Annotated in this window: 9 protein-coding genes; 5 read left to right on the top strand and 4 right to left on the bottom strand. The window is 36.0% G+C overall.

What is annotated here, in order from left to right; translation table 11 throughout:
- Genes LS66_RS00335 through dnaE form a run of 3 tightly spaced genes read right to left on the bottom strand, consistent with a single transcriptional unit; the run spans window position 1 to window position 7,079 of the window.
- Window positions 1-2,901 carry an FAD-binding and (Fe-S)-binding domain-containing protein gene (locus tag LS66_RS00335; RefSeq protein WP_034365055.1) on the bottom strand — a complete coding sequence of 967 codons (2,901 nt, stop codon included), beginning with the start codon at window positions 2,899-2,901 and terminating at the stop codon, window positions 1-3.
- Between the two features lie 51 nt (window positions 2,902-2,952).
- Window positions 2,953-3,369, bottom strand: coding sequence for an META domain-containing protein (locus LS66_RS00330; RefSeq protein ID WP_052057267.1), 417 nt, complete (start codon window positions 3,367-3,369; stop codon window positions 2,953-2,955).
- Between the two features lie 53 nt (window positions 3,370-3,422).
- Window positions 3,423-7,079, bottom strand: a complete 3,657-nt coding sequence (gene dnaE / locus LS66_RS00325; RefSeq protein WP_034365051.1) for a DNA polymerase III subunit alpha — start codon at window positions 7,077-7,079, stop codon at window positions 3,423-3,425.
- A 156-nt stretch (window positions 7,080-7,235) separates the two neighbouring features.
- On the opposite strand from dnaE, the gene LS66_RS00320 reads away from it, so the two are divergent.
- Entirely contained in the window at window positions 7,236-8,639 is a 1,404-nt protein-coding gene (locus LS66_RS00320) for an ankyrin repeat domain-containing protein (RefSeq protein ID WP_052057265.1), read from the top strand.
- Here the strand turns inward: LS66_RS00320 and nusA are convergent.
- Window positions 8,636-9,763, bottom strand: a complete 1,128-nt coding sequence (gene nusA / locus LS66_RS00315) for a transcription termination factor NusA (RefSeq protein ID WP_034365048.1) — start codon at window positions 9,761-9,763, stop codon at window positions 8,636-8,638. The two genes, LS66_RS00320 and nusA, sit on opposite strands and share 4 nt — an antisense overlap.
- Window positions 9,764-9,938: 175 nt before the next feature.
- On the opposite strand from nusA, the gene LS66_RS00310 reads away from it, so the two are divergent.
- From LS66_RS00310 to LS66_RS00295, 4 genes are all read left to right on the top strand, one after another.
- Window positions 9,939-10,199, top strand: a complete 261-nt coding sequence (locus LS66_RS00310) for an HP0268 family nuclease (protein ID WP_011116113.1) — start codon at window positions 9,939-9,941, stop codon at window positions 10,197-10,199.
- A 27-nt stretch (window positions 10,200-10,226) separates the two neighbouring features.
- Window positions 10,227-11,615 carry a tRNA (N6-isopentenyl adenosine(37)-C2)-methylthiotransferase MiaB gene (gene miaB / locus LS66_RS00305; protein ID WP_034365046.1) on the top strand — a complete coding sequence of 463 codons (1,389 nt, stop codon included), beginning with the start codon at window positions 10,227-10,229 and terminating at the stop codon, window positions 11,613-11,615.
- Window positions 11,609-12,253: a lysophospholipid acyltransferase family protein gene (locus LS66_RS00300; RefSeq protein WP_011116115.1), complete on the top strand. Its 645-nt coding sequence runs from the start codon at window positions 11,609-11,611 to the stop codon at window positions 12,251-12,253. The genes miaB and LS66_RS00300 overlap by 7 nt, the downstream gene beginning before the upstream one ends.
- A gap of 68 nt (window positions 12,254-12,321) precedes the next feature.
- Window positions 12,322-13,356, top strand: a complete 1,035-nt coding sequence (locus LS66_RS00295) for a hypothetical protein (RefSeq protein WP_226989479.1) — start codon at window positions 12,322-12,324, stop codon at window positions 13,354-13,356.
- The last annotated feature ends 2 nt before the right edge of the window (window positions 13,357-13,358 follow it).

Below are 13,358 nucleotides of genomic sequence, written 5' to 3'. Positions count from 1 at the left end.
TTATAGAGATTCACTGACTTCATCAACAAGATAAAGTAAATTCTGCCATATAATATTTGTTTTATCATTTAAACCAATTTCACAAGTGCTAGAGCTCGCAAATCCTCGTCTTAAGTGTTTATCCACTTGCTTTTTTTGGACATAAAATTCGCTTAACTCTCTCAATGCGCTTTCATTAAGTTCTGGACATATAAAGCCTTTATTTCCAGCGAAACCACAGCATTGAGTTTTGGTGTGTTTAATGATATTTCCATTCGTGCAAGCTTTTGCAATAATATCAAGTGTATTATCCCACCCACCTTTTTTAGTGGCACACATCGCATAGAGTGCAATATCCTCATTTAAAGGTGTAATACGCAATCTTTCTAAAACCACTTTTGCAATGTATTCTGGCATATCAAAAACTTTGATGCCGCTTATATTTTGTAAATCTTGCTTATGTTTGATTGTTTGTATAAGCTCATAACTGCACGCACTATGGTCGCATACAATATCTATTGTCTCTTCACTTCCTTTCATCGTCTCCAAAGCCTCATAAAGCTCTTGTGCCTTTTGTTCTGAAGTTTTTGGATAATCTTTAAATGCTTTACCACAGCAGAGATTTGTAATATTATGTGGATAAATGATGTTTATGCCCGCTTTTTTACATAAAGATTCAAAGACTTCTTGCAAAGGACGTTTATCTAATGCTTTAATTGAAGGAGCAAGAACACGATTTATGCAGGTGCTAAAATATATTACTTTTTTATCACTTTCTATTTTTGATACAGAATCTCCAAAATAGACTTTTTCATTAGCGCGTGGCATACTTGTAGGAATATAAGGTGTTCTTAAGAGATTTTTTGTGGTTTTGCTCCATTTACTTATTGTATTTGCACCAAAAAAATGAGAACTCATATTCACAAACTTCAACCCTCCTTTAGCAAGTGCGAGGGTGCTACCAAAATGTTTGCCCAAGTTTGAAGCAATAAATTGTGCAATATTAGAAGTGAGAGTTGGTTTAAGCGTAAGAGCAATTTTTGCGCTATCAATTTCTAGTGGGCAAAGTGTTGCACACATAGAGCAAGTAGCACAAGTATCTATGCCAAAATAAACATAGCCCTCTTTAAGTTCTTTAAGCCATTCCTCTTCTTCTAAGCTTTTGGATTGTAGATTTTCAAGCCTTTTTATTTCTTTACGCACGGCAATACGTTGTCTAGGAGTGAGTGTAAGCTCTTTGCTTGGACATACTTTTTCACAAAATCCACATTCCATACATTGATTGATAAAATCCTCTACCTCACTTGAGTGTTTGAGATTTTTTAAGTGAATACGGGCATCATTTGTGATGATTACATCGGGATTAATGAGATTATGTGGGTCAAAGATTGATTTGATTTTTTGATTGATAGCATAGGCACTTTTGCCCCATTCTCTCTCTACAAATGGTGCAATCATACGTCCTGTGCCGTGCTCTGCCTTTGTGCTTCCTCCAAGTGAAATGACAGAATCCACCATAGCTTCCATAAATGCACCAAAACGAGCACTTTCATCTTTATCATTCAAATTTGGTGTGATGATAAAATGCACATTGCCCGAAAGAGCGTGTCCAAAAATGATACCCTCAAAATTAAACTCGGCAAAGAGTCGTGTAATTTCTTCAATGCCTTGTGCGAAAGATTCAATTTCAAAACAAATATCTTCTGTAATAACAATACTTCCACTAGGACGCAAAGACGCAGAAAGTGGTAAAAGTCCTTTGCGAATCTTCCACCACGATGCCATTTGTTTTTCATCTGTGCTAAAGTTTTCGCCAAACAAACTAGGTGCTACTTTGAGGGCTTGTGAAATCGTGTTTATTTTAGATTCTAAATCTTTGAGGGTAGAATCTTCTAATTGCACAAGGAGCGCACATTGTCCTTGTTTTACATTTAAGATTCGCTTGTCTATATCACCTAAATGTTGTGCTGATTTTAAACACGCATAATCCATTAGTTCTGCAGCAGAGACAATATCTTCATTTTCTGCAAGAATGCGCACCGCCTTTGCTGCAAGTTTGAGATTTTCATAAAAAAGTAAAGCACACGCTTTAAAAGTATAATCATCTACGCACTCATATTCTACTTGAGAAACAAAGCCTAGTGTTCCTTCTGCACCAATAAAAATATGATTTAAAATATCTTTTATATCACTAAAATCAAGCAAAGTGTTGATGCTATAACCTGTTGTATTTTTGATAGCAAATTTGCGGCGGATAAGTTTGGGGAGTTCATCAGATTTTAAAATCTCATCACGTAATGCTAAAAGCGCGTTAGCTTTGTCTTTATGATGAGTTAAAAATGATTGTATATTTTCATTTGATTTTGCTCTTGCACTTGTATCTAGCACAAAGCCATCGTGAAGGATTACCCGCACAGATTTAATCGTATTATAGCTATTTTGTTTGACGCCACAGCACATACCGCTTGAGTTATTTGAAAAGATACCGCCAATCATAGCATTATTAATAGTCGCTGGATCTGGTCCTATTTTTTTGCGAAATGGCTTTAATGCTTCATTTGCTTCGCTTCCTATTACGCCACAATCACATACAATACTTGAAGCATTATCTTGTATGGATATATTTTGCCATCTCGCATTTGCAAGCACAAGCACACTATCACTACACGCTTGCCCACTCAAACTTGTTCCCGCTGCGCGAAATGTAAGCGGAGTATTGTATTTTCTGCTCAAAGCAAAAAGTTTTACAATCTCACTTTCATCAAATGCCCAAACTACCACTCGTGGGACATAACGGTAACAAGAAGCGTCTGTGCCATAGGCAAATCTCCGCAAATAATCTGTGTAGATTCTATGTTTGAAATGTGATTGTGCTTCAGTAATAAATCCTGTAAAATCAGGCGTTAACGTGTTAGATTGCATACTTCCTCCTTTTGCTTTGTTTTATTATAGCTTAGAGAAAATAAAATAAACCTATCTACTGAATACCGCCTTGATATTTCCTTTTTGCAAAATAAGATTATTGCCTGAAATATAAGCAGAGGTATTGCCATCACTAAGAATCCGCATAAGCGTATCTTCAACTTCCATACTCTCTGGTGCGCACATCATACGTGTCATACCTGCGCCGCCAACTATAAGGGTATTTGCTTGAATTTGGTAATTGCCAAAAAAATTGTTGCATCCAGCATTACCATAAAAGCCTTTATCAGATTCAAAGTGGATAAATGCGTTATGCTCACTTAGCCCTACATTAATCTCTTTATGTCCATCACTTAATGTATTGAGTGTCCATTTAGCCATAATATCTCTTTGTATATCTTGTGCATTTCCACAACCTATTACCAATGCTCCTAGCATACCTGATAAGAAAAAATATTTAAGATTCACAAAAACTCCTTTATTAAAAAATATCATATTGTAGCCTATTATCTCAAATACTTTTATTCCTGCCACTCTAATTCTTTAAATGCTTCTTTAATCTGCGAATGAACTTTGAGGTGACTAATAAAAGTATAGCCCAATGTATCATTTTTAATACGCACTCGTAACTCACGTTCACCCTTAAGCTCTTTTGAGTAAGCCTTAAGTTTATCTAAAATGCCATTTTCAACGCAGCTCGCATCAATAACCACACATAAGGGTGTGCAAACATCAATCTCACTAGGCTTCATATCAAGTGGGATAATCTTTGTATCCTCATCTTCTTGTGCAATATTTTTTATTATGGGCTCTATTTTTTCTTTAGCAGCTTCTTCAAGATTAAGAATCTTTAAAATACGCACATTAAATCTTTCTTCTCTCTCTTCTATTTTGCATTTAAGTGCCAAAGGCTCATCAAGATTGAATCCTTCAAGTGCTTCAAGGTGCTTTTCAAACACCATTATTTCAATTTTTCCACCATAATCTAGAAAATCAATACTCCCAAAAGGTTTGTTGCTTTTTTTGCTGATTCTTCGCTTGATTGAAAGAACCTTGCCCACAAGCATACATACAGAATTAAATTCTAGATTCTCTAATTCAAGACTTTTGATTATACCTTTGATATTTTTGAGTTTGTCTTTAAAGTCATCAAGAGGATGTCCTGATATATAGATTCCCATACATTCATACTCATAATCAAGCAAAGTGCGTATATCATATTCACCTTTATGAGTGATAGGTAAGTATATATTAATCTCTACCTCATCTTCACCAAAGAGTGAATTATGTATCATTTCTTGAGCTTTACTTTTTTCTCGCCCTTTATCACAGAGTATATCTATATATTCAAGCATACTTTTACGTGAGTAGCCTAGATTATCCAATCCTCCGGATTTAATCAATGGCTCTAAAGAGCGTTTTGTAAGTTTAGAGAAATCTACCCTTGCGACGAAATCTTCCAAACTCTTGTATGCACCATTTTTTTCACGCTCTTCTATGATATTTTCAATAGGTGCATCGCCTAGTCCTTTAATAGCGCTTAGTCCAAAAATGATTTTTTTCACTCCATCAAATTCACCCACACCAAAATTGTTTTCAGAAATATTCACGTGTGGAGGGACAATCTCAATACCAAGAGATTTTACCTCATCAATGTATTTTGCTATAGATTCTATTTTGTTTGTCTCACTTGTGAGCATAGCTGCCATAAATTCGTGTTCATAATAAGTTTTTAAATATGCAGTTTGATAGGTGATCATTCCATAGGCTGCGGCGTGAGATTTATTGAATCCATAGCCAGCAAATTTTACGATAATCTCCCATAAATCCTCCGCTTTAGCACGATTATAGCCTTGCTTTTGTGCTCCATCAGCAAATTCTTTTTTTAGTCTTAACATTTCATCAAGCTTCTTTTTCCCCATAGCACGGCGGACTAAATCTGCACCGCCAAGAGAAAATCCACCAATGGTTTGCACAATTTGCATAACTTGCTCTTGATAGACAATAACACCATAGGTAGGTTTTAAAATAGGCTCTAGAGCATCTATGAGATACTCAATTTTTACCAATCCGTGCTTACGCGCAACAAAATCATCAATAAGATCCATAGGTCCGGGACGATAGAGGGAAATCATTGCCACCACATCTTCAAAATTGCTTGGTTTGAGCCTTTTTGCTATTGCTTGCATACCTTCAGATTCTATTTGGAATAATCCGAGCGTATTTCCGCTTTGGATTGTTTCATAGACTTTGTAATCGTCCATTTCCATTGTGCTAAAGTCAATTTCTTTTTCGTATCGCTTTTTAATAAGATTAATTGCATCATCAATTACAGTGAGCGTTTTAAGTCCTAAAAAGTCAAATTTAATTAAATCCACAGGCTCAAGCCAATTCATAGAATACTGCGTAGCGACACCATTCATTTTATCATTTGTATAAAGAGGGACTTTGTGCCATAGCTCTTCTTGGGAATCTATTACAATAGCTGCAGCGTGTGTGCCGGCATTGCGTTTTAATCCTTCAAGCAACAAGGCATAATCCCATACTTGTTTTGCTAAAGGACTTTTCTCTACAAGTTCTTTAATCCTCGACTCTTTTTCCCACGCACCATCTTTTTCTTTACCATCTTTACCTATGTGTTTTGTAAGGGTGATACCAAGCTCTGCTGGGATAAGTTTTGCAAAAGCATCGGCATCATTATAGGGCATATTAAGCACACGTGCGACATCTCGTATCACACCTTTTGCAAGGAGAGAACCAAAGGTAATAACTTGTGCGACATTAAACTTGCCATAAGTATTTGCTACATATTCTATCATCTCGCCGCGTCTGCGTTGGCAAAAATCCATATCAATATCGGGCATACTTACCCGCTCGGGATTCAAAAAACGCTCAAAAAGTAAATCATATTTAAGCGGGTCAATATTTGTAATCTTAAGTGAATACGCTACGAGACTGCCTGCTGCTGAACCACGTCCGGGTCCTACGGGGATATTATTTTGTTTTGCAAAATTGACAAAATCCCACACAATGAGCATATAGCCGGGAAATTTCATTGAACTAATCACTTCTATCTCGTGTTCTAGACGTTTTTTATACATAGGGTGAGATTCTGTGGGGATATGTTTAAGTCGCTCCTCTAGCCCTTGACGACATTTAAAGGCGAAATACACTGCATCATCAATAGATTCTAAAGAGCAATTAAGAATCTGTGGCAAATTTTCTTTAAGCGCATAATTTGTGGTATGTTTAAAAGTAGGAGGGGTTGCTGGAGTATTTTTTAATAGTATCTCACCTGTATGTTTGTTTTTAATCTCAATATTTTTCAAATCTAAATGAAGTCGGCATTTTTGCGCAATTTCTTGCGTATTTTCTAGCACTTCAGGCACATCACAAAAGAGCTTTTGCATCTCCTGCGGGGATTTAACATAAAATTCTTTAACTGAATGTTTTAGTCTATCTTTGTCGTTAAATGTTTTACCCATTGCCACACACATTGCTACTTCTTGCGCACTTGCATCTTCTTGTAAAGAATAATGCGTATCATTTGTCGCAATCACTTTAATATCAAGCTCTCTGCCAAGCTTTAGAATCTGCTCATCAATGAAAAGTTGGTCGTTAATGCCGTGTCGCATAAGCTCAAGGTAAAAATCTTCACCAAAAATATCTTTGTATTCTAATGCTACTTCTTTGGCTACTTCATAACCTTTTGCTCCAAATCGTACATTGCGTTGATTGCTGATATTAAGTTGCCAATTTATCTCGCCTTGTAGGCAGGCTGAAGAGCAAACAAGCCCTTCGCTCCTCTCTCTTAGTAAAGCTTTGTTAATACGAGGATAGTAATAAAATCCCTCAATAAAAGATTGTGAGGAGAGATACATTAGATTCTTATAACCTATTTCATTTTTGGCAAAGAGGCAGAGATGGAATCGCTGTTTGATTGTTTTATCACCGAGTGTATCGCCATTATGCAGATAGGCTTCCATACCGATAATGGGATTAAGCCCCTCTTCTTTCATACTTACATAAAAATCAAGCGCACCAAACATATTGCCGTGGTCAGTAATCGCAACAGATTCCATACCTAATTCACGAATGCGTTTAGCTAGGAATTTAATTTTATTTGCGCCATCAAGTAAGGAGTATTCGGTATGAAGATGAAGATGTGTAAAGCTCATAAGTATGCCCTTTGAATGTAATATTCATTTTATTAAAAGTAAGTGAAATTATAAAATAAACTCCATTAGAAACACTTAAAATGGGAAAGATTCTTTATTTTAACATTAAATTTCATAGTTTATAATCTTGCTATATTTTATGGAGGAGATAGATTAATGAGGGTTTGGTATATTTTTGTCTTTGTGTGGATTTTGCCTTTGGGGGTAAATGCAAAAGATGAGCTTAGAAAGCACCCGTTGGCAGTTTTTGCAAATTGTGATGAAGTGTGCTTTGATAATGCACTCAATGATGACTTAACGCTTAAAGATGATATAGAGCCGATAAAAGCACCAAGTTTTGATTGCACAAAAGCTCACAATGCCATAGAACAAATGATTTGCAAAGACAAAGAGATTGCTATGCTTGATGCGCTTATGGCACAACGTTATAAATATGTCAAAGATTATATCCCCACACTTGTTGAAAGTAACCCACAACTTCAAGCAATAGGGCAAAAAGAGCTTAAAAATATGCTTTTATCAATGCAACGCGATTGGCTTAAAACTTTACAAAGTTGTCAGAATCTCCCTTCTAATAAGGCTCGCCTTTGTGTGAGAGAACTCCTTGCTCTCAGAGTGCTTTCTCTCGCTATATTTCCTTATGATAGATTTTACCCAGACACTCTAGGAGAACTTGATGATTTTAATAATATGGGTATATCATATTTTAATAATGCGTGGGATTTTATGACATATCTAAGCTTAAACTATGGTTGTTATAATGCTTTGTCAGTGCTCATTACAAATCAAACAGAGGCAAATAAGCCACTTGTTTATTATACATGGGAAAGATTTGAGCCAATGGATGATGAGGGTACGAGAAGTTATTTTTATGAGGATGTTCCCCAAGAGCAAAGTTCTTTAAGAATGACATTTTCTAATGAATTGAGTTTGCAATATCTCCTTGATAAAGGGGCAAAGGTAGCATTTGAAGATGTGCAAGAATTTTTGAGTTACTTTTTAAAGACTTTTCCAAATAAGGCACAAAATCAAAGAATCTTTATGCGTTTATACAAACCAATCCGAGAGGATATTACTTCAGAGCAGTTTTATACACTTGTGCGAAAAATTGCACTAGATAATACTGCTCATAAAGGATTTGCAAGAGTATCCTATGAATTATTGCCTCTCATCTTAAAGGATAAGGGGGAAGATATTGATTTAAATGCTAAAGATGAAAATGGTAATACGCTAATGCACCATATTGCATATAAAGCAACCTACGGAAGCAATATAAGTGTATTTCATATTCTTAAAGATTTTGGTGCAGATGTGAATGCGAAAAATAAAAATGGTGATACGCCCTTGCATATATTGACACAAAAAGGCAACCCTTATCTCATCGCTCAACTTTTGGCACTCGGAGGGGATTCTTCAGTGCGCAATAATGAAGGATTAATACCATTGCAGGTAGAAATATTTGCTGGAAATTATTATCGTGAAGTGCTTAAGCTTTTATGTGAGCAACAGGCAAAAGAGGAGACAAAAATACAAGAGTGTATCGCGCAACATCTAAATTAAGACTTAAAGAGGGAGCTAAGCGCGTCTATACCTGTTTTTTCAGCTGGGGTATTTTCATTTTCAAGTGGCTTAGATTCTGTAATTTCTTGGAGTTCAATATCGCATTCACATAACATACTTGCAAGACGTATATTTACACCATTTTTACCAATAGCTTTACTTTTTTGCTCACTTTTTATTTGCACGATTGCTTTTTTTCGCTCTCCCTCTTGTGCCTCTTCAATCTTAACACTGACTACTTGTGCGGGGGTCAAAGCCTTAGCGACAAAAATTTCAAGTGTGCTATGATACTCCACGCAGTCAATATTTTCATTTGCTAATTCTTTGCTTACAGCATTGATTCTTACACCTTTAACACCTACGCAGCACCCAATGGGGTCAATACGCGCACTATTTGAATATACAGCAACTTTTGCCCTATCACCGGGTATTCTCGCACTTTTGTGGATAATCACTTCATTATCTTTTATCTCTGGCACTTCCATTGCGAGGAGTTCTTCTAAAAATTTCGGCGTTGTGCGGGAAAGTTCCACTTGCAATCCATTACGATTAATGCCTACAAATTTTAAAATTGCTCGCACACAATCACCAACTTTGAAATTTTCGCCTTTAATGCGATTTTTTTGTGGCAATATTGCGCGGATACTTTCAATTTCTATAAAGGTATTGCCGCTATCATCTATGCCCACAACTTGCCCATTAACGATTTTACCCACCATTGCGCGGAAGTTTTGCAAGATTTGATTTTCAATGGAACGTTGCAAATTGTATTCAAGATTTAAAAAAAGCTTATTAATAGCCCCTCTACTCATAGCATCTAATTGCAATTCGCAATCTACTTCATCGCCTATGCTTACATCACCAAGTTCTTTGGCTTGAGAAAGAGGGAGGAATGTCCCTAGATTCTCCTCGCTTAAATCTTGCTCATCTGCACATACTTTCATACGATAAAAAAGCTTGAGTGTGCGCTCTTTAGCATCTTGCTCAACAAAATAATCATAATGTGGATTAATCTCTTCTTGAGCAATTTTAATTAAGCCTTCTTTGACAATTTCTAACACAGCTTGCGATTCTAAGCCTTTATCATAAGCAATTAAATCAATAATATCTAAAATCTTTTCCATAAAATCCATCTCCTTAGGTCTATATTGTGGGACTATGCCTTCATAGCTTGCGGATTTGTAGGCTATATGGCTTAATGAAGAATTATAGATTATAATAAAATTTTGCTTAAAGTTTCACAAATATGCCTTTTTTGGCTATAATGCGAGATTCTATACTTTAAATTAAGGAGAGATTATGGAACTTAAACTTGCTAAAAGCACGCTCTCTCAAGCGAATGCTAAAAATAAAGTCAATGTAGCAAAAATAAGTTATGAAGATATGCTCAAAAAATGCGCACAAGGAGAACATATTTTCTATTTTGATAAAGAAAATTCGCATAAGGAAATGCAAAAAGTATGTGCTTCTTTCCAAAAAGCAGGCTATAATACATATCTCAATGAAGTGCGCTATGGTCTTGATGAAGCAAGTTATATCTATGAACTTCATATTATCTAAAATCATAGAATCTATACACTTGAGACAATGAAACTTTTTATACAAACATTGGGTTGTGCAATGAATGAGCGCGATTCTGCGCATATGATTGCCGAATTACGCGATAAAAAACATTATACTCTTACAAATGATATTAAACAAGCAGATTTGATTCTTATTAATACTTGCTCTGTGCGCGAAAAACCAGAAAAAAAGCTTTTTTCTGAAATTGGAGCATTTGCCAAAGAAAAAAAAGCAGGGGCAAAAATCGGTGTTTGTGGTTGCACAGCCAGTCATTTGGGTGAGGAAATTATCAAAAAAGCTCCAAGTGTAGATTTTGTATTAGGTGCAAGAAATGTATCAAAAATAACGCAAGTGCTTGAGCGTCCCAAAGCCGTTGAGGTAGATATTGATTATGATGATAGCACTTATGTGTTTGCCTCTTCACAAGGTATGGGTATTAAAGCGCATCTTAACATCTCCATAGGTTGTGATAAAAAATGTAGTTATTGTATTGTGCCCTTTACGCGTGGTAAAGAGATTTCAGTTCCTACAGATTTGCTTATATCTGAAGCAAAAAAATGTGTGGCAAGTGGTGTGAAAGAATTACTTTTATTAGGGCAAAATGTCAATAATTATGGCGTGAGATTTTCACACTCTCACCCAAAAACAAATTTTACGCAGCTTTTACGCGCTTTGAGCGAGATTGATGGTTTATACAGAATCCGTTTTACTTCTCCACACCCATTGCATATGGACGATGAATTTTTAGAGGAATTTGCAAGTAATCCTGTAATTGCCAAAGGCATACATATTCCATTACAAAGTGGTTCAAGCCAGATTCTCAAAATGATGAGAAGAGGTTATGATAAGCAATGGTATCTTAACAGAATTGCTAAACTTAAGTCCCTTGTCCCTAATGTTGGCATTGGCACAGATATTATTGTGGGATTTCCTACCGAATCCGAGCAAGACTTTGAAGACACGATGGAAGTACTTTCTCTTGTAGAGTTTGATACGCTTTATAGTTTTGTATATTCGCCTCGTCCGCATACAAGTGCGTTTGAATATGACAAAAGTATGCTTGTGTCTCCTGAAGTGGCAAAAGAGCGTTTAGCACGATTGCAAAATCTTCATAAAGAGATTCTTAGCAAAAAAGCACAACTTGAAATTGGACGCATTCATAATGTGCTTATTGAAAATCACTACAATGGTGAGGGGCAGTGTTGGAGTGAGGGGCGTAGCAGTAGCAATAAGCTGATTAAAATTTTAGATAAAAAATGTGAGATTGGTTCTATCGTAAAAGTAGAGATAACACACAATGAAGGTGGTGGGCTTATGGGGAGATTTATAAATGAACTAAGTCTTAGCGAAGCACTTGCTTCTAAGGAATATTTTCAAAATCCTATATACATTCAAGAAGGTGCCTTATGCTAAGTCGTGAGAGAAAACGTCAGATACTTATTAAAATCGCTCCACCCATTATGTATGCTGCATTGCGTATTTTATATGCTCTTACACGACATAGATTTCATATCAATGAGCACGCAAAAGAGCACAATTTTATTGGTGCATTTTGGCACGGAGAACTTCTTATGTTGCCTTTTTTATATAAGAGATTCCAAAAGGTTGTAAGTAAGGAGCGTGATAAGGGTTTTTATATCGTGCAATCTCATCATTTTGATGCTGAACTTATGGTGCGTGTTATTGCACTTTTTGGTTTAAAAACTTTACGCGGTTCGTCTTCAAAAGGTGGTTTGCGTGTATTAATGGAAGCCTTGAAGCTGCTTAAAGGAGGGTGCGATATAGGAATGTCTCCTGATGGACCAAAAGGACCTTATCATTCCATATCTGATGGCATAGTGGTGATGAGTCAAAAAACTGAGCGGTATATTGTCCCTATACGCGTAGTGTATAGTCGTTATTGGGAGTTAAAAACTTGGGATAAATTTCGTATTCCTAAACCATTTTCGCGGGTTGATTATCATATGCTTGATGGTTTTGTCATTGATAAAAATATGAATTTACAAGATGCAAAAAATTTAGTGCGCTTACATTTAGAAAAGGAACTCTAAATGCTTATAATTGATTCAAACTTCACCAAAGTTTTGCTAAAATTGATAAAAATTGTAAATATGTGAGGGTGTGTAAGTTGTTAAAGTTTTTGCTTCGTCCTTTTTTTTCTACGGTTTTAATCGGCGTGAATCTCGACGCCAAAGTTTGTTCGCTCAAAATTGTTGTGCTTAAGAATGGACACGTTAAAAGCAGTGTAAGCAAGGAATTTAAAATTGTAAATAAAGAATTGCCTATGGAGGCAGCAAAGTTGATTGCTGATTATAAACGAAAATATCCTTTTACCTATTTGAGCGCAATGAGTAAGACTTATAATCAGGGTTTGGCAAATTGTTCTAAAAAGGGTGAGTTGATTAAATTTGGCGTTAATGCTAAGACTTCACATATTATTGAAATGCCTAATCATTGGCTTTTTTATATCCAACAGCTGGCTGTTGATGAAAATCGCGTAAAGTTTATTCGTGCTTTGGGATTGGATTATCTTTTTTCTCCATTTGTGCTTGTATATGAGAGTATTAAGGGGCGACTTACTGAAAAAGTGCGCTTGTATGTATTACAAGAGCGAGCAAGCATTACGCTTTTTGTAGCAGATAAAAAAGGTGTGTATTTTGGCGGGTTTTTTATGGTTGGTGGTGAGTTGGAGAACAATGAAGATAAAGGTGCTTCTATGCTTGAGATACATTCAGCGAAAGAAATGAGTGATTTGGATTCTATACTTGGTTCTATTGATGAGCTAAAAGAAATAGGTGAACTAGAAGATTTAGATGAAGAGCTTATTCGCAAGGAATTTACGCCCCAAGAGATAGATTCTCAAAAACAACAAGAGGCTGAAATGTCTCGTTTGGAAGGATTAAGGGATTTAGCGCGAGCTTCAAATGCAACAGAGATTCTCAAAAATTCTATTAATGAGTTTTATAGCAATCCTATCTATAATAGCACACAATTTATAGAAACTATCGTGCTTTTGGATACTTATGGTATGACAGAACAAGCAGTTGCCCATATCCGTAATACGCTTATGATTGAAGTGGAAGTGCGCTCAATTCATATTCCCGATGCTCTTATTGATCTTGCTAAAGCCGAGCTTAAAGATAATAGGGGTTAAAA

Origin of the sequence: Helicobacter sp. MIT 03-1614, assembly GCF_000762925.2 — a bacterium.
Lineage (GTDB): Bacteria > Campylobacterota > Campylobacteria > Campylobacterales > Helicobacteraceae > Helicobacter_C > Helicobacter_C hepaticus.
The sequence above is the reverse complement of the archived record's forward strand: the minus strand, read 5'-3'. Positions and strand labels throughout refer to the sequence as shown.

Bases quoted from the DNA above. Each gene is read 5' to 3' on its own strand.
- LS66_RS00335 (WP_034365055.1), bottom strand. From the start codon at position 2,901: ATGCAATCTAACACGTTAACGCCTGATTTTACAGGATTTATTACTGAA.
- dnaE (WP_034365051.1), bottom strand. From the start codon at position 7,079: ATGAGCTTTACACATCTTCATCTTCATACCGAATACTCCTTACTTGAT.
- LS66_RS00320 (WP_052057265.1), top strand. From the start codon at position 7,236: ATGAGGGTTTGGTATATTTTTGTCTTTGTGTGGATTTTGCCTTTGGGG.
- nusA (WP_034365048.1), bottom strand. From the start codon at position 9,763: ATGGAAAAGATTTTAGATATTATTGATTTAATTGCTTATGATAAAGGC.
- LS66_RS00310 (WP_011116113.1), top strand. From the start codon at position 9,939: ATGGAACTTAAACTTGCTAAAAGCACGCTCTCTCAAGCGAATGCTAAA.
- miaB (WP_034365046.1), top strand. From the start codon at position 10,227: ATGAAACTTTTTATACAAACATTGGGTTGTGCAATGAATGAGCGCGAT.
- LS66_RS00300 (WP_011116115.1), top strand. From the start codon at position 11,609: ATGCTAAGTCGTGAGAGAAAACGTCAGATACTTATTAAAATCGCTCCA.